This is a genomic window from Ruegeria sediminis, assembly GCF_005938215.1.
Taxonomy (GTDB): Bacteria; Pseudomonadota; Alphaproteobacteria; order Rhodobacterales; family Rhodobacteraceae; genus Ruegeria; species Ruegeria sediminis.
In genome coordinates this window covers 92498-107809 of the sequence record NZ_VCPD01000005.1, presented here as the reverse complement: position 1 = coordinate 107809, position 15312 = coordinate 92498, and the positions used below count along the sequence as shown (strand labels likewise).

At 61.0% G+C, this 15312-nt stretch carries 17 protein-coding genes; 7 read left to right on the top strand and 10 right to left on the bottom strand.

Annotation, left to right across the window (positions count from 1 at the left end; translation table 11 throughout):
- The 5 genes from FGK63_RS14730 to fabD all read right to left on the bottom strand — a co-directional run bounded on the left by FGK63_RS14730 (position 1) and on the right by fabD (position 3722).
- Positions 1–744: a 1-(5-phosphoribosyl)-5-[(5-phosphoribosylamino)methylideneamino]imidazole-4-carboxamide isomerase gene (locus FGK63_RS14730; protein WP_138843582.1), complete on the bottom strand. Its 744-nt coding sequence runs from the start codon at positions 742–744 to the stop codon at positions 1–3.
- Between the two features lie 123 nt (positions 745–867).
- Positions 868–1407 carry a GNAT family N-acetyltransferase gene (locus tag FGK63_RS14725; RefSeq protein WP_138843580.1) on the bottom strand — a complete coding sequence of 180 codons (540 nt, stop codon included), beginning with the start codon at positions 1405–1407 and terminating at the stop codon, positions 868–870.
- A 139-nt stretch (positions 1408–1546) separates the two neighbouring features.
- A complete protein-coding gene (locus FGK63_RS14720) occupies positions 1547–1780 on the bottom strand; it encodes an acyl carrier protein (RefSeq protein ID WP_028091986.1) in 234 nt (77 codons plus the stop codon).
- 206 nt (positions 1781–1986) lie between these two features.
- The gene (gene fabG, locus FGK63_RS14715; protein ID WP_138843578.1) at positions 1987–2724 is read right to left on the bottom strand and encodes a 3-oxoacyl-[acyl-carrier-protein] reductase; all 738 of its coding nucleotides are present in this window, start codon (positions 2722–2724) and stop codon (positions 1987–1989) included.
- A 59-nt stretch (positions 2725–2783) separates the two neighbouring features.
- Positions 2784–3722: an ACP S-malonyltransferase gene (gene fabD / locus FGK63_RS14710; protein ID WP_138843576.1), complete on the bottom strand. Its 939-nt coding sequence runs from the start codon at positions 3720–3722 to the stop codon at positions 2784–2786.
- 161 nt (positions 3723–3883) lie between these two features.
- On the opposite strand from fabD, the gene FGK63_RS14705 reads away from it, so the two are divergent.
- Entirely contained in the window at positions 3884–5155 is a 1272-nt protein-coding gene (locus FGK63_RS14705; RefSeq protein ID WP_138843574.1) for a cytochrome b/b6 domain-containing protein, read from the top strand.
- A gap of 90 nt (positions 5156–5245) precedes the next feature.
- Here FGK63_RS14705 and FGK63_RS14700 read toward each other — a convergent pair whose 3' ends face one another.
- Positions 5246–5821: a YceI family protein gene (locus tag FGK63_RS14700; protein ID WP_138843572.1), complete on the bottom strand. Its 576-nt coding sequence runs from the start codon at positions 5819–5821 to the stop codon at positions 5246–5248.
- A 131-nt stretch (positions 5822–5952) separates the two neighbouring features.
- Entirely contained in the window at positions 5953–6471 is a 519-nt protein-coding gene (locus tag FGK63_RS14695; RefSeq protein ID WP_138843570.1) for a hypothetical protein, read from the bottom strand.
- A 275-nt stretch (positions 6472–6746) separates the two neighbouring features.
- On the opposite strand from FGK63_RS14695, the gene rpsF reads away from it, so the two are divergent.
- The 6 genes from rpsF to FGK63_RS14665 all read left to right on the top strand — a co-directional run bounded on the left by rpsF (position 6747) and on the right by FGK63_RS14665 (position 10627).
- Positions 6747–7100 carry a 30S ribosomal protein S6 gene (gene rpsF / locus FGK63_RS14690; RefSeq protein WP_138843568.1) on the top strand — a complete coding sequence of 118 codons (354 nt, stop codon included), beginning with the start codon at positions 6747–6749 and terminating at the stop codon, positions 7098–7100.
- A gap of 28 nt (positions 7101–7128) precedes the next feature.
- Positions 7129–7356, top strand: a complete 228-nt coding sequence (gene rpsR, locus FGK63_RS14685; RefSeq protein ID WP_005982441.1) for a 30S ribosomal protein S18 — start codon at positions 7129–7131, stop codon at positions 7354–7356.
- A gap of 12 nt (positions 7357–7368) precedes the next feature.
- Entirely contained in the window at positions 7369–7983 is a 615-nt protein-coding gene (gene rplI, locus FGK63_RS14680; protein WP_138843566.1) for a 50S ribosomal protein L9, read from the top strand.
- A 158-nt stretch (positions 7984–8141) separates the two neighbouring features.
- Positions 8142–8633, top strand: coding sequence for a transglycosylase SLT domain-containing protein (locus tag FGK63_RS14675; RefSeq protein ID WP_171052660.1), 492 nt, complete (start codon positions 8142–8144; stop codon positions 8631–8633).
- A gap of 327 nt (positions 8634–8960) precedes the next feature.
- Complete coding sequence (locus FGK63_RS14670) at positions 8961–9662, top strand: LuxR family transcriptional regulator (RefSeq protein WP_138843564.1); 702 nt, start codon at positions 8961–8963, stop codon at positions 9660–9662.
- A 98-nt stretch (positions 9663–9760) separates the two neighbouring features.
- The gene (locus tag FGK63_RS14665) at positions 9761–10627 is read left to right on the top strand and encodes an acyl-homoserine-lactone synthase (RefSeq protein WP_138843562.1); all 867 of its coding nucleotides are present in this window, start codon (positions 9761–9763) and stop codon (positions 10625–10627) included.
- A 225-nt stretch (positions 10628–10852) separates the two neighbouring features.
- On the opposite strand, the gene tig is transcribed toward FGK63_RS14665, so the two are convergent.
- From tig to FGK63_RS14650, 3 genes are all read right to left on the bottom strand, one after another.
- Positions 10853–12184, bottom strand: a complete 1332-nt coding sequence (gene tig / locus FGK63_RS14660) for a trigger factor (protein WP_138843560.1) — start codon at positions 12182–12184, stop codon at positions 10853–10855.
- Positions 12185–12375: 191 nt separating this feature from the next.
- Positions 12376–13524 carry a porin gene (locus FGK63_RS14655; RefSeq protein ID WP_246044044.1) on the bottom strand — a complete coding sequence of 383 codons (1149 nt, stop codon included), beginning with the start codon at positions 13522–13524 and terminating at the stop codon, positions 12376–12378.
- Positions 13525–13727: 203 nt separating this feature from the next.
- Entirely contained in the window at positions 13728–15278 is a 1551-nt protein-coding gene (locus FGK63_RS14650; RefSeq protein ID WP_138843558.1) for an NAD(P)H-hydrate dehydratase, read from the bottom strand.
- Positions 15279–15312 lie beyond the last annotated feature (34 nt).

Genomic DNA, 15312 nt, shown 5'->3' with positions numbered 1-15312 from the left:
TTATTGGAAATCCGCCACCGGCTCGTGCGCCGTCTTGGCAACCTGAATGGCCTCGGCCAGGTCGAGCGACTTGCGGAACAGCGCCCGTCCGACCAGTGCCCCCGAGATGTTGGGAATGTAGGCAAGACGCGAAATGTCATCGACCGTCCGCACGACGCCGCTGGCGATGACCGGGGTGCGCGACTTTTCCGCCAAGCCCGAGATGACGCCAAGCTGCGCTTCGACATCGCCCATGTCGCTGTCGATATCCGTGACGACGATGCCCGCGAACGGCGTGTCGGCAAAGGCTTCGATGAATGCTTCCGCCGTGAACGAGCTTTGGTGCTGCCATCCCTCGGTCATCACGTAGCCCTGCCAAACGTCCACCGACAGCACGATCTGATCCGGGTGCAGCTTGGCAAGTTCCTTGACCAGATGCGGTTCAATTGCCGCCAGCGTACTGATGACGATGCGCCCAGCGCCTTTGTCGATCCAGTGTTCCACATGCTCGCGGCTGCGCATACCTCCGCCCAGTTGCACCGGGATTTCTGCCGCTCGGATGATTTTTTCGACCAGCTCCGCGTTGGGGGTCGATCCAGCGACGGCGTCCAGGTCCGTGAGGTGCATCCACTCTGCCCCCGCCGCAGCCCATTTGCGCACGGTTTCGATCGGGTCCACGTGCCACACCATGGCTGAATCCAGCCGGCCTCTGTCGAGTGTAACGCACCGACCGTGCTGCAACTCCATTGTTGGATAGATGATCATGAGCCTGGTCCTCCGCCCATTCGCCGTTGATTTCCAGCATACCATATAGCAGCGGGATTCGCGCACATCGCACGGTTTCGGCATGGTCTGGACCATTTGCGTCGTGACGCGTCGGAATGAGGTTCAAATCCTCGCCGGAGGACCGTTCCGGCGCAGCAGATGCACGGATGCTCCGTCGCATTCGGTTTCGCGCATGACTTTGTAACCCAACCTCTCGGCGAGCTTGATCGAAGCGGCGTTCGCGGTTTCGATCATCGCCACCAACGGCCCCGGGATCACGCGGTCGAACCAGTCATGCGCGGCCTGTGCCGCCTCGAATCCCAGGCCCTGCCCCTGAGCTTCGGGCGCGAGGACCCATCCGGCTTCGGGAAAGGTGTCGAAATCCTCGCCCAGGCATCGGTTTCCGTAAAAGAACCCTGCCTGCCCGACCATGCGCCGCGTCGATTGCAGCACCACGCCCCATTGACCGAAACCCGTCATGTGCCAATGTCCGGCATTGCGCAGGAACGCGTTCCAGGACTCGCCGCGTGAGCGCGGCTTGCCGCCGACATGGCGCACGACTTGCGGGTCGCTCCATATTTCGGCGTACCGCTTGAAATCTTCCGGGCGCATCGCGCATAGCGTCAGACGCGCCGTGTTTATCATCGGGGTGGATCGTATCATGCCCTGCCCGCGCCGATCGTTTCTGCCTCGGCGACAGAGTGCAAAGCGAAGGGCGAGCATGCAAGCCGGATTTCGACCGGGCAAAGAAAAACGGCGCCTCCGTTGCCCGGAAGCGCCGCCTTTGATCTCACATCGAAACTCAGGAAGCTTCGGTGATGAATTTCACTGCGTCGCCGAAGGTCTGGATGGTTTCGGCCGCGTCGTCCGGGATCTCGATGCCGAACTCTTCTTCGAATGCCATCACCAGCTCAACGGTGTCCAAGCTGTCTGCGCCCAGATCGTCGATGAAGGACGCGTTCTCGGTCACTTTGTCCTCTTCAACACCCAGGTGTTCAACAACGATCTTTTTCACGCGATCTGCGACGTCGCTCATGTCTTATCCTCATTCCTTCAGGGCGCTGTGCCCGGTTCTGCCCTTGCCCGCTCGGGGTGGCTTTGTTTTGCCCGTTCCGGGCGGTTTGGGTCCCGGATGCCCGGGGAGAGAGAGCCGACCCATGGGAACAGCCCCCGCAAACATGTGCCGCCTATAGCACAGACAACGCAAGAGGCAAACGCTTTCGCATCCGCCTGGAATTGCGCTTACAACATGGCCATACCGCCGTTCACATGCAAGGTGGCGCCAGTCACATATCCGGCTTCCGGGCTCGCGAGATAGAGAACCGCGGCCGCGATTTCCGATGACTCTCCCATCCGCCCGGCAGGAACCTGCTTCAAGAGGCTGGTCTTCTGGTCATCGGTCAACTTGTCGGTCATCGCCGTCGTGATGAAACCCGGCGCGACCGCGTTGACGGTGATTCCCCGCGTCGCCACCTCGTAGGCCAGCGACTTGCCCATGGCGACCATCCCTGCCTTCGCGGCAGCATAGTTGGCCTGCCCCGGGTTGCCGATTGCACCCACCACCGACGAAACGTTGACGATCCGGCCCCAACGCGCCTTCATCATCCCGCGCAGCACGCCTTTGCACAGCTTCATGGTCGCGTTCATGTTGACGTCGATGACGCTCTGCCATTCGTCGTCGGACATCCGCATGAAAAGGTTGTCCTTCGTGATGCCCGCGTTGTTCACAAGGATGTCGACCGACCCCATGGCCTCGGCGGCCTGCTTGGGCAGCGCCTCGACCGCCTGCGGATCGCTCAGGTTGCATGGCAGGACATGCACCCGGTCGCCCAGTTCATCGGCCAGCGCCTTCAGCGGCTCGACCCGGGTGCCCGACAGCGCAACCGTGGCGCCGGCACCATGCAGCGCGCGCGCGATATCGCCGCCAATTCCGCCGGATGCGCCAGTGATCAGCGCGTTCTTTCCAGTCAAGTCAAACATGTTTTTTCCTTTCCGGGCGCAGAAGTTGGTTCCTCGCGACCCAAATTCCTTATCGAAACCTATGCGTCGCCCTCGGCGACCTTCTTCACGTCCTCCGGAGAGCCAACCGCCTTGCATTCGATGGCGCGATCGATCTTGCGGATCATGCCGGACAGGGCCTTGCCCGCTCCGATCTCCCAGGCTTCGATCACACCCTTCGCCGCCATGTATTGCACGCTTTCCCGCCAACGGACCGACCCGGTCACCTGCTCGACCAGCAACTGCCGGATCACGTCGGGGTCGGTCACGGTCTCGGCGCGAACATTGGCGATCAGTGGAACCGCCGGCGCCTTGATCGCGACGCCGGCCAACGCCTCGGCCATCACGTCCGCCGCGGGCTGCATGAGGGCGCAGTGGAACGGCGCGCTCACCGGCAGCATGATCGCGCGTTTTGCGCCCTTGTCCTTGGCGATTTCCGCGGCCCGTTCCACGGCCGCCTTCGCCCCCGAGACCACGACCTGCGTCGGGTCGTTGTCGTTCGCGGCCTGACAGACTTCGCCCTGCGCGGCCTCATCGGCAACGGCGCGCACAGCCTCAAGGTCCAGTCCCAGAATGGCGGCCATTGCACCCTCGCCCACGGGCACCGCGCTCTGCATCGCCTGACCCCGGGTGCGCAGCAGCCGCGAGGTATCCGCGACGGTCAGTGAGCCGGCAGCGGCCAGCGCCGAATATTCGCCCAGAGAATGCCCCGCCACGAACGACGCGTTGGAGACCGAAATACCTTCTGCTTCAAGCGCGCGCAGCGCCGCGATCGAGGTCGCCATCAGCGCGGGCTGAGCGTTCTGGGTCAGGGTCAGTTCTTCGATCTCGCCTTCCCAGATCAGCTTGCTGAGTTTCTCTCCCAGTGCCTCATCTACCTCGTCGAACACGGCCTTTGCTGCCGGATAGGCATCGGCCAGCGCCTTGCCCATTCCGATCGTCTGGGCACCCTGCCCGGGGAAAACGAATGCGATTGTCATTGCGACCTCTTCGGTGACGTTGGGTTGCGGCGCGGTGTAAACCGCCAACGCCCGCGGCACAAGCTCTGCATACAGACACGTTTCCTGTGCGCTTGACGCCATTGCGCCCCACCCTTGCCTGCCTAGATTGCCAACAGCAAGACGACAGGAGTCCGCACCCAATGCCGCTTTCCAACACGCCGCGCAGCTACGGAGGCATCGCCAAGACCTTCCATTGGCTGACCGCTCTGCTCATCCTGACGGTGATTCCCCTGGGCTGGATTGCCAATGACCTGGCCGAGGCGATCAATGACCCGTCGCGCGCCTCGACCCCCGCCGAGATCGCCAACGCCGTACGCTTCTTTTCCCTCCATAAAACCCTCGGCGTCGCCATCTTCTTCGTGGCCCTGGCCCGAATCCTCTGGGCTCAGACGCAACCCAAACCGGGACTTTTGAACGCTGATAAGCGGCTTGAGTCCTTTGCCGCCGAAACCGTCCACTGGCTGCTCTACGGCTCTCTCGTTTTTGTTCCTTTGTCCGGCTGGGTCCATCACGCCGCGACCGAAGGCTATGCGCCGATCCTGTGGCCGTTCGGGCAAGACTTGCCACTGGTCGCCAAATCCGCGCCGCTCGCGGAATTTGCCGGGGGCCTGCATGGCATCCTGGTCTGGGTGCTGGTCGTCGCGCTTGCCCTCCACATTCTGGGAGCGGTCAAGCATCACGTGATCGACCGCGATGCCACCCTGCGCCGGATGCTTCCCGGCCGCGCGGTCGCCGGCGAGCCGCCCGCACAACGCCACAGCGCCCTGCCGGCCGTGTCCGCCCTCGTCGTCTGGTGCATCGCATTGGGTGCCGGAATCCTGACCGGCGCTTTCCCTGCCCACGACACCGCCAGCCGCGCAGATGCCCGCCTGGATCAAGTGCAATCAGACTGGCAGGTATTGGACGGTTCTCTCTCCATCGCCGTGAAACAGCTTGGCGCCCCGGTCACCGGCGAATTCAGCGACTGGACCGCTGCGATCACGTTTGACGACCCGCCGGAACCCGGACCGGCAGGCACGGTCGAAGTAGCCGTGGCCATCGGTTCGTTGTCGCTCGGAACTGTCACGGATCAGGCGATGGGTCCCGATTTCTTCGATCACGCCAGCTTCCCGACCGCCAGTTTCAAGGGCGAGATCCTCAAGACGGAAACGGGATATGAGGCTCGGGGCCCACTGACCATCCGAGGCCATAGCATCGACATTACGCTGCCTTTCGCTTTGCAGCTCGAAGGCGATACCGCGACCATGTCAGCAAGCCTTGTCGTGGACCGCCTTGAATTCGGTATCGGAAAGACCATGCCGGATGAAAGCTCGCTCGCCTTCGCGGTCGAGATCGCGGTCGAACTGACCGCCACCCGTGGACGAGAGCTTGCGGCGGATACGACCGGAAGCCAACGACGGCCCTTGCAATAATGAGGCCTGTTCGCAATCGGGCCATCTGCACAATGAAAAACGCCGGCCCCTTTTCCGGGACCGGCGGTCGGTGTCGCAGGGTTTTCAGGCTTACTCGGCCTTCATCGCCTCGACCGAAATCCGGACTTCGACTTCATCGCTGACGTAAGGCGCGAATTTGCCGACTTCGAAATCCGAGCGCAGCAGCGTGGTCGTCGCGTCGAACCCGGCCCAGGGCTTGCCCGCCATCGGGTGATCGCCAACCTGGTTCAGGCGCGCGTCCAGAACAACCGGCTTGGTCACACCGTTCATGGTCAGGTCGCCGGTGATCTTGGCCGTGTTTTCCCCCGTCACCTCGATGCCGGTCGAGGTAAACGTGACCAGGTCACCTTCTGCCGCGCCAAAGAAATCCGCCGACATGAAATGCTCTTCGCGGGCTTCCCAGCCAGTGAACATCGACGTGACAGGCATCGAGACTGAAACGCTCGAAGCTTCCGGGTTCTCCTGGTCGAACAGAATCTCACCTTCGAAGCCCGAGAACATGCCGGTCGTGTTCGAAAAACCGAGGTGGTTGTAGACAAACACGACTTGGCTGTGGCTGGGGTCAAGATTGTACTTTACGGGTGCGGCAGTCGCTGCGGCGGCAGTGGTGGTTGCCAACGCGGCCGCCAGAAGGAAGGGCTTCATCAGATGTGCTCCATGAATTGCTATGCGATGCACCTCTGCAGGGGTGCACCTGAAAAGACATGTGCCGCCCGAAGGCGGCACGCAATCTTCATTCTCTCACAGTTTCTGTGACTAGATGAACACCCGGCAAGTCATTGTGAAATCATGACGGACCCGCTCAGCTGTCCCTTCAGCGCGTGGCTGACCTCTGCCGACGGCAGCGGCAGTTTCATCAGCAGACTGCCGTCCATGTCGAACAGTTCCACCTGCCGATCCGAAAACCTCGCACCGCCCAAGGTGTCGTAGCTGCGGCGCAAGACGGTCTGTGGGCGTCCGTTTTCGTTCTTCTGCAGAACGCGCACTTCGCGACGGATCGGATCGAAAAAGGCGTCGGGCCGGTTTTCCACGAATTCCAGCGTCAGCAGGACGACCCCGAAGATCAGATACAGCAAGGATGCGCCCGCCTTGATCGGCAGCACTTCGGCCCCGAAGGCCGAACCCGGCAGCACCCACATCGCGAAGGCGCTCATGATCAGAAAGGCGCCAAGCGCCCGGAACAGGATCAGCCGCGCGCGCCAGTTCGCAGCGAATGCGATCTTGACTGGAACGCTCGTCTCATAAGCCGGCGCCGAAACCGGCTGAGTGAGTGTGTTTGTGTTCATAACGGTCATTACTCTTCTCGCCCCGATACAAAGTTGCCTGAACTCCGGGTTTTTCCCCGCATGGTTTCAACTTTGAGCCGAAAAGCGTCAGCAATTGGGCAGCCCAAAGGTATTAGGGCGGCACCCCAGGGACATTTCTGCGGGGGCTTGCCCGCGGCGCTCAAACGTGTATATGGGGCCATCCTTTCGCAAAGCTTCATGAACCGCGCAGCCTCTCGTGGCAGGGTCGCGAAAGGGAAATGGCCCCGCCTATGAAATGCGCCTCGATAGAAACAGGAGAAAACATGCCGTTTTATGAGCATGTCATGATCGCGCGTCAGGACCTGTCCAACGCGCAGGCCGAAGGCCTCATCGAACATTTCGGCACCGTCCTCGCGGACAACGGCGGCAAGGTCGTCGACAGCGAGTACTGGGGCGTCAAGACGATGGCCTACAAGATCAACAAGAACCGCAAGGGCCACTATGCCTTCCTCAAGACCGACGCCCCCGCCGGCGCCGTGCAGGAGATGGAACGCCTGATGCGTCTGCATGACGACGTGATGCGCGTTCTGACCATCAAGGTCGAAGGCCACGAAGACGGCCCTTCGGTCCAGATGCAGAAGCGCGACGAGCGCGAACCGCGCCGCGAGCGCCGTTGATCACCGCCTGAGGAAAGGACACCAAACCATGGCTGCAAAACCGTTTTTCCGCCGCCGCAAGGTCTGCCCGTTCTCGGGTGATAACGCGCCGAAGATCGACTACAAGGATACTCGCCTGCTGCAACGCTACATCTCCGAGCGCGGCAAGATCGTTCCTTCGCGCATCACCGCCGTATCGGCCAAGAAGCAGCGTGAGCTGGCTCGTGCGATCAAGCGCGCCCGCTTCCTCGCCCTGCTGCCCTACGCCGTGAAGTAAGGAGCCGAACCCATGCAAGTCATCCTTTTGGAACGCGTTGCGAAACTGGGTCAGATGGGCGACGTCGTTGACGTCAAGCCCGGCTTTGCCCGCAACTTCCTGCTGCCCCAGGGCAAAGCCCTGAGCGCATCCGAAGCCAACATCGCTTCCTTCGAAGCCCAGAAGGCGCAGCTCGAAGCGCGCAACCTGGAAACCAAGAAAGAAGCCGAGGCTCTGGCCGAAAAGCTGGACGGTCAGCAGTTCATCGTGATTCGCTCGGCATCGGACGCCGGCGCGCTTTATGGCTCCGTCACCCCGCGTGACGCCGCCGACGCCGCGACCGCCGCGGGCTTCAGCGTCGACAAAAAGCAGATCGTCCTGGTCGCCCCGATCAAGGAACTCGGTCTGCACAGCCTCGCCGTGAAGCTTCACCCCGAGGTCGAGGTCGAAATCAAGCTGAACGTGGCCCGTTCTCAGGAAGAAGCCGAACTGCAGGCTTCGGGCAAATCGATCCAGGAAATGGCCGCTGAAGAAGAGGCCGCGGCTGAATTCGAGATCGCCGAACTGTTCGATGACATCGGCTCTGCCGCGTCCGAGGACGAAGTTCTGGCGGCTCAAACCGCCGAAGAAGGCGAAGAAAAGGCCTGATAGGGTCTGCACCTTCATTTCCGAAAGGCCGCGCAGTGTTTGCGCGGCCTTTTTTCTTGCAGCCCGGCGGCTTTCGGCGGGAAACGGCACATCGCCGGAACTCTACCTTGCGATGAGTCGACATCCCCCTATGATGCCCGCCGAAACGGAGGTCATTCATGCGAAACCTGCCCCGCCGCACCGTGATGGCTATGCTGGGCTCTGCCGTGTTGACGGCATGCACCAGCAGCAACGATCGACTGAGCAGCCGGAACGAGCCGTTCTCGCCTCCGCTCTATCCCAACGAAACCCCGGAATTGCGCCGCCTTATCAATAAATGGGCCGACTTCTACGGATTGCCCCGCCAACTGGTCCACAAACTGGCCATCCGGGAAAGCACGCACCGCCCCTGGGCCGTCAACAGACCATATTACGGGCTTCTCCAGATCCTGCCAGCGACGGCCCGATCGATGGGGTATCGCGGCTCGCCCGAAGGTCTTCTGGACGCCGACACCAATCTTCAGTTTGCGGGAAGATACCTGCGCGGGGCTTGGCTTTTGTCCGACGGCGATCAGCAACGCGCCATTTCACTCTACGCCCGCGGCTATTACTACGAGGCGAAGAAGCGCGGTATGCTGGTCGAAGTGGGCCTCAGGAAGGCCGATACATAGCCAAGAAACGAGTGCGAATTCCCCGAAACGGTCGAAAATCCACGGTCATAGTCCCAGAGAATTCTTCGATTGCCCCACACTGGAACCGGAACAACCATTGCGTGAAACGCTAAAAATGCGTCAAAAAATCTATATTAAACAGCCACAAACACTAAGAGAAACATACATACAACAGTACCGCGTGGACAAAACCTACTTCAGCTTGTCATGAAAACGAAAGTGTGTTGTTCTGCTTTCCGTCAGGGAAACGTAGGAAGCACACACTGGCGTCTGGGTGGTTGTGGGTGCGATAAAGCTGGCAACGCAAGTTGTCTCGGTACTAGCTAAATGGAAATTGTCGACCTCAGCACGCTTCCGCAGCCGGAGACTCAGTACACCGAGTTTCTGCGGCAGGTCTGTGAAAAATTCGAGATGGATAATGCCGCCTATGCCGGGATGAACCCTGCGGCCGGAACCATTCATGGACATGTCACCTACAGCGACGACTGGAAGGCCCATTACCAGGAACAGGGCTTTCACATGATCGACCCTACCCTGCACATGAGCCAACGCAGTATTGCGCCGGTGGACTGGAGCCGTCTGGAACGCAACAAGGATTTCCAGCGTGTCTTTCGCGACGCCAACGATTTCGGCATCGGCGATCAGGGCCTGACCATACCCGTGCGCGGCCCTTATGGCGATATCGGTTTGCTGAGCGCCACGCGCGAATGCAGCCGTGACGAGTGGAAGAAGCTCGTATCCAACGTGATCACCGAACTGCAGTCGATGGCCGTGCATATCCATGACTCGGTCATGGCCTCTGATGCCGTCACCAGGATCCTTTATCATCCGACCCTGTCGAGCCGCGAACTGGAGATCCTGCAATGGGTCGCAGCGGGCAAGTCTCAACAGGATATCGGCGACATTCTGTCGATTTCACACCGGACCGTCGAAGTGCATCTGCGCTCGAGCCGCGAGAAACTGAATGCCCTGACAACGCCTCAGGCAGTCGGCAGGGCCATCGGGATCGGGCTAATCTACCCTGGTTAATAAAAAAATCCGGCGGAATACGGGAAACCCCCAATAGTCTCAGAATCAAATCTGGATAACGATTGGTATACGGACACACCACTCGGAAGGGGGATAACATGATCATCGTAGTTGATGGCTTAAACAGACACATGTTCACAGGCATCGTGGACGAGATGTTTGAACTGAGGGCCAGGGTTTTCGGCGGCCGTCTCGGCTGGGATGTCAAGATCGAGGATGGCAAGGAGATCGACGAGTTCGACCACCTTGATCCCGCCTACGTTATCGGTCTCGACGACGAGGGGAATGTCGTCGCCGCCGTGCGGGCGCTTCAGACCACCGGGCCGCACATGCTGGCCGACGTATTCTGCGCCATTCTGGACGGCGAACCGCCCATCCGCAGCGCGACCATGTGGGAATCGACCCGGTTCTGTGTCGACACGCAGCGCCTGAACCGCGGCAAGGACAAGAACTCGGTTTCCTACGCGACCTGCGAATTGATGATCGGTTCGCTCGAATATGCGCGCAGCGCAGGTATCCAGGACATCGTGACGGTCATCGACCCCGTGATGGACAGGGTGCTCAAACGTTCGGACAACGCACCTTACGACTATGTCGGCAAGACGGTTCCGATGGGCAAGGTTCCCGCGCTCGCCGCGCTGCTGGACTGTACCGAGGAACGGATCAACAGGGTGCGCGACTTCGCGGGAATTCACCACGACGTGTTCCTGGAAGAAGACGCCGCGCTGGAATTGTTCGAACGCAAGGTGGCCGCGGCCAAGGCGGCCGAGACCAGCCCCGCCAACCGGGATCACAAACCGCTCAGCACCCTGGAAAGGTATTTTGTCGAGCAGATGCGCGAGGCAAAGACCGAAGCCGAAGTACAGGCCGTTCTCAAGCTGATCGAGGCGCTTTCGGACACCTTCACCCCAGAGCAAAGACAGGCTCTTATCAATACCCCCCGTGCTTTTGCTATTGAGGCCTGACCCCCTCACCTCATAAGGACAAAAGCCACCCAGGCGGAGCCGTCGAATTTCCGGCGGCTCCGCGCTATTCTGTTTTCGCTGTCTCCGTGTTTCAGGTCTGGGACCGGTCTGCGGAAAGAAAAAGCCCCCTGAGCGGGGGCTTGCCATCCAACGAAAATCAATCCTTTGCCAGTCAGACCGGATCCGCACGACGGCAAATCCGGCCCTGCCGGTGAGGAAAGAGGATCACTCCTCTTCCAGCGCCTCGACGGCCTTTTGCAGCTCGTCCTTGCCGACTTCCTTTTCGTTGATCTGCGCCAGTTCGAAGACATAGTCGACGACCTTGTCCTCGAAGATCGGCGCGCGCAGTTGCTGCTGCATCTGGGCGTTCTTCTGGATGAACTCGAAGAACTGACGCTCTTGCCCCGGGTACTGGCGGGCCTGGTTCATGATCGCCTGCGTCATCTCGGCATCGGTCACCTCGACCTTTGCCTTCTGACCCAGTTCGGCCAGCAACAGGCCCAGACGCACACGGCGCTCGGCCAGCTTGGTGTGTTCCTCTGTCGGTTCGATCTCGCCGTGGTTGTGATCGTGAACCTCGGGGTTTTCCTCGTGCCACAGCTGATGCGCGATCTGCTTGGCTTCGGCCTCGACCAGCGACGGCGGCAGGTCGAACTTGACCTTGGCGTCCAGCGCGTCCAGCAGGCCGCGCTTCATGACCGCACGGGCGGCGCCGGAATATTCCGCTTCCAGACGCTCCGCGATCTGCGCCTTGAGCGCCGCCAGATCCTCGGCGCCGAATTTCTTGGCCAGCTCGTCGTCGATCTCGGCGGCGACCGGCTCCTTCACTTCCTTGACGGTGCAGGTGAACACGGCTTCCTTGCCCGCCAGATGCTCGGCGCCATACTCTTCGGGGAAGGTCACGTTGACGTCCTTCACCTCTTCGGCCTTCACGCCGACCAGCTGATCCTCGAAGCCGGGGATGAAGCTGTTGGAGCCCAGAACCAGCGGGTAATCCTCCGCCGAGCCGCCGTCAAAGGCCTCACCGTCGACCTTGCCGACGAAATCGATGACGATCTGATCACCGTCCTTAGCTTTCGAACCCTTGCGGCGTGCTTTGAAGTCCTGAGCAGTCTCGGCCAGGCTTTTCAGAGCCTCGTCAACGGCCGCATCGTCGGCTTTCACCACCATCTTTTCCAGCGTGATCGACTTCAGATCGACCTCGGGGATTTCCGGCAGCGCCTCGTAGGACATCTCGACATGGACGTCGTCGCCCTCTTTCCAATCCTCGTTGGTCATTTTGACCTGGGGCTGCAGCGCCGGACGGTCGCCGCTGTCCTCGAAATGCTTGTTCATGGCGCTGTCGATGGTCTCCTGCATCGCCTCGCCCAACAGACGCTGGCCGAACTGTTTCTTCAGCAGCGCCATCGGTACCTTGCCCTTGCGGAAGCCTTTCATCTCGATATCCGGCTGCGCCTCGGTCAGCTTCTCGTTGACCTTGTCGTCCAGCTCGGCCGCAGTGACGACGATGTTGTAGCCGCGTTTCAGACCTTCGTTCAGCGTCTCGGTAACCTGCATTATGGTAGTCCCCATAGGATTCGGGGCGCGCGAAACCGCGCGCCGGGCAAATTTGACGCCTTCTATTTGCCATGCTGCGCAGGTGCAAGGGCCAAGTGCCGCTTCGGCCCGCATTTGCCGGCCAAATGCCCGCAATAATCACTTTGCAAAGCCCCGGACCAAACAGCTATTGCGCCGCGTACAGACCCGGTTCAGAACTTCCACAGCGCTCCCAGAACCCAGGTTTGGTTCCGCTGGTAGCGCGTCGTGCCGTCGTCGAAAACATGGCTTCTGTACTTCAAATAAGCATCCGTGTTGATGCGTTCGATCTTCTGCACAAGGGCAATGCCCCAGGCATGAGTATCTGAACCCTGGTTCACGAAATCCCGGCCGCTGTAGTAGTCGACGCCTACGCCGGTCTTGCCCCAGGTCAGCCATTGCCCCTCATAGGCGACCTTGCCGTACCAATATTCGGGGTTGCTGGCGCCAACCTTGTCGTCCTCGCGCCTGCCCGCCGCCACGGTAAAGCTCAGGCCGTTCCGCAGCAGGACGGACGCCGACCCCATCGTGTCCTTGCGGGTTCCCGTGTTGTCGTCGCGGGCACGTCGGGCATAGGCAACGCCGGCCGCAAACTGAACGCCACCCTCAAAGGTATTTGCGTAGAAAACCCCAAGGTCGAGCGTGTCGTCATCCTCGCTCAGATCCAGAATGTTCTGGCCCCAGGCCACGCCCCCGGAAACACCCGCGGTGAAACCATTGAACTTTGGCGTGTCGTAGCGCGCGCGCCAACCGCGACTGCCGTCGAAATTGTCGGCCGTGTCCCTGATCGTGGGGCCGCTCAGCGCGCCCGCCGGATCCCGGTAGATGAAGGACGTGTTTTCATCATTCGTGAACGAATAAAGCGCCAACCCGACATAGGATAGGTCGATCGTCGCCGCCCCATCTGACACCATGGATCCTTGTCCGAGCGAGGTCTTGCCCCACCGGCCTTTCAGCGAAAAATCGAAATGCCGGATATCATCGATGGTCCATCCGGAAAAGAAGCTGCCATTCTGATCCCACTCCGCCGAACTCGGCAGGCGCAACCCGGTCTCGAAGCGAAACATGAACTCGCGCTCACCAAGAGGCCGATAGTATCGCAATCCAAGTCGGCTGTTGGACAGCGCGTTGTCCAGAAGGCGGGTATTTGTCTGCTGCCCGTCGTCAACCGATATCAAGGCGGGGTCGAACTGCCCGTAGAACGAAACATGACCGCCGAATTTCGTGTCGAATTTCAACTCTGCAAAGGCTGGGACGGCCGAGCCGAATACAGCAATGGCAACGGTGGCGGCTGTCCGGGTTTTCGACGTCAAATTCGGCACGCGACAGATTTCCCGTTCAATACGAATGTCCGGTTTCACCCGGTTTGGTGCGGCTCGGCGTCCACCGATCCGCCCGCCGCGCGCTTCGGTTTCGCCATTGCGAAACTCGTACCTTCAGTTCTAACGGAAATCCAATGCAGGTTCCCAGAAACTCGCAACAACTGGCCGGCTTGGCCTTTGAGCATTGCGCGCAAGCAACGGATCTACAAACCCATATCCCGGAAAACCGCTGGCAGCTGTTCAGGCAGGTCCTCGGCGATCAGCCCCGGACCAAAGCTGCGTGCACATTCGACATGCAGCCACGCCGCCGTCTCGGCCGCGGCCATCGGGGCAAACCCGCGCGCAAGCAGGCCAGTGACAAACCCCGCCAGAACATCGCCCGAACCGGCGGTGGCAAGCCACGGCGCTGCCCGTTCGTAGTGCGCCGAATTGACCGAGCAACGCCCATTCGGCGCCGCGATCACCGTGTCCGCCCCCTTGAACAGCACGATACAACCCGCCCGCTTCGCCGCTTCCCGCGTCGCATCCACCTTGGAATAGGCGGGGCCTTTGGTGGGTACCTCTTTGAGCCGTTCTGCTAGGTCCGGGAACAGTCGGGCGAATTCTCCTCCATGCGGGGTCAGGACACATGTATCATGCAGCAGACCGAACAATTCATCCGGCCTGTCGGCAAAAGCCGTAAGCGCATCCGCATCCAGCACCGTTGGCCGGGGTTTAACCTCGCCTTGCCCCAGGACGACAGGCACAAGTTCCCGCGCCCGTTCAAGGCCCAGCCCCGGCCCCAGGCAAAGCGCATTCAGACGCTCGTCCACAAGTGTTTCCGCCAAGCCTTCGGCCCCGTCGACGCGCCGAAGCATCAGCGCCGTGATATGGCCCGCCACCTCCATCTGCGCTTCGGGCGGCACCCCCAGCGTCACCAGCCCGGCGCCTATCCGCAGCGCCCCCCGCGCCGCCAGCCGCGCGGCCCCGGTCTTGCCGGGGCCGCCGGAAAGCACGAGAGCATGGCCGTGGACGTATTTCTGCCCTGCGCCCGGCTTGACCAACCCGGCATCCGGATCCGGCTTGCCTGTCAGTGTCGCGACTTCATCCATACTTCCGGCTCGCAAACCGATATCGGCAACGGCCACCTTTCCGCAAAACATGGGTCCGGCACCCAACACATGCCCGAGTTTTCGCGCATGAAACGTCACGGTTAGCCCGGCTCGCGGGGCGCAGGCGCCATCCCCCAGCACCCGGCCGCTGTCGCTGCACAAGCCCGAAGGAATATCTACTGCCACAGTCTTCCGGGCTACAGCCGGCGCCGTATTGAACCTGACGACCCTGTCACGGACAACATCTGTCAAAGCACGGGTCAGGCCGGTCCCGAATAGCGCATCGACATACAGATCCGCGTCCTCCGATGGCTCTGGCGCATCGGCCAGATCTTGCACTTCGCCCAATTGCAGCCACCGCTGGAAATTCGCCCTTGCATCCGGCGGCAGCTTTTCCGGATCGCCATACAGAAACACATCCACGTCCCACCCGCGTTCCTTCAGCAACCGCGCAACCACGAACCCGTCGCCGCCATTGTTGCCGGGGCCGCACAATACCACCGCGCGCTGCGGTCTCTCGCCAAGATCCGGCCATTCCTCGAAAATCGCCTCGACAACGCCCTGCCCGGCCCGTTCCATCAGCTCCAGACCGGTCACCTCGCCGCTCTCGATCGCCGCCAGTTCGATCGCTCGCATCTGCGCCGCCGTCAGCAATTCCGTCATCTCAAGCCTCCTCGCGATTCATTTTCGCGCGTTT

Excerpts from the sequence above, each read along its gene's own strand:
- FGK63_RS14730 (WP_138843582.1), bottom strand. The coding sequence starts at position 744 with ATGATCATCTATCCAACAATGGAGTTGCAGCACGGTCGGTGCGTTACA.
- FGK63_RS14725 (WP_138843580.1), bottom strand. The coding sequence starts at position 1,407 with ATGATACGATCCACCCCGATGATAAACACGGCGCGTCTGACGCTATGC.
- FGK63_RS14720 (WP_028091986.1), bottom strand. The coding sequence starts at position 1,780 with ATGAGCGACGTCGCAGATCGCGTGAAAAAGATCGTTGTTGAACACCTG.
- fabG (WP_138843578.1), bottom strand. The coding sequence starts at position 2,724 with ATGTTTGACTTGACTGGAAAGAACGCGCTGATCACTGGCGCATCCGGC.
- fabD (WP_138843576.1), bottom strand. The coding sequence starts at position 3,722 with ATGACAATCGCATTCGTTTTCCCCGGGCAGGGTGCCCAGACGATCGGA.
- FGK63_RS14705 (WP_138843574.1), top strand. The coding sequence starts at position 3,884 with ATGCCGCTTTCCAACACGCCGCGCAGCTACGGAGGCATCGCCAAGACC.
- FGK63_RS14700 (WP_138843572.1), bottom strand. The coding sequence starts at position 5,821 with ATGAAGCCCTTCCTTCTGGCGGCCGCGTTGGCAACCACCACTGCCGCC.
- FGK63_RS14695 (WP_138843570.1), bottom strand. The coding sequence starts at position 6,471 with ATGACCGTTATGAACACAAACACACTCACTCAGCCGGTTTCGGCGCCG.
- rpsF (WP_138843568.1), top strand. The coding sequence starts at position 6,747 with ATGCCGTTTTATGAGCATGTCATGATCGCGCGTCAGGACCTGTCCAAC.
- rpsR (WP_005982441.1), top strand. The coding sequence starts at position 7,129 with ATGGCTGCAAAACCGTTTTTCCGCCGCCGCAAGGTCTGCCCGTTCTCG.
- rplI (WP_138843566.1), top strand. The coding sequence starts at position 7,369 with ATGCAAGTCATCCTTTTGGAACGCGTTGCGAAACTGGGTCAGATGGGC.
- FGK63_RS14675 (WP_171052660.1), top strand. The coding sequence starts at position 8,142 with ATGCGAAACCTGCCCCGCCGCACCGTGATGGCTATGCTGGGCTCTGCC.
- FGK63_RS14670 (WP_138843564.1), top strand. The coding sequence starts at position 8,961 with ATGGAAATTGTCGACCTCAGCACGCTTCCGCAGCCGGAGACTCAGTAC.
- FGK63_RS14665 (WP_138843562.1), top strand. The coding sequence starts at position 9,761 with ATGATCATCGTAGTTGATGGCTTAAACAGACACATGTTCACAGGCATC.
- tig (WP_138843560.1), bottom strand. The coding sequence starts at position 12,184 with ATGCAGGTTACCGAGACGCTGAACGAAGGTCTGAAACGCGGCTACAAC.
- FGK63_RS14650 (WP_138843558.1), bottom strand. The coding sequence starts at position 15,278 with ATGACGGAATTGCTGACGGCGGCGCAGATGCGAGCGATCGAACTGGCG.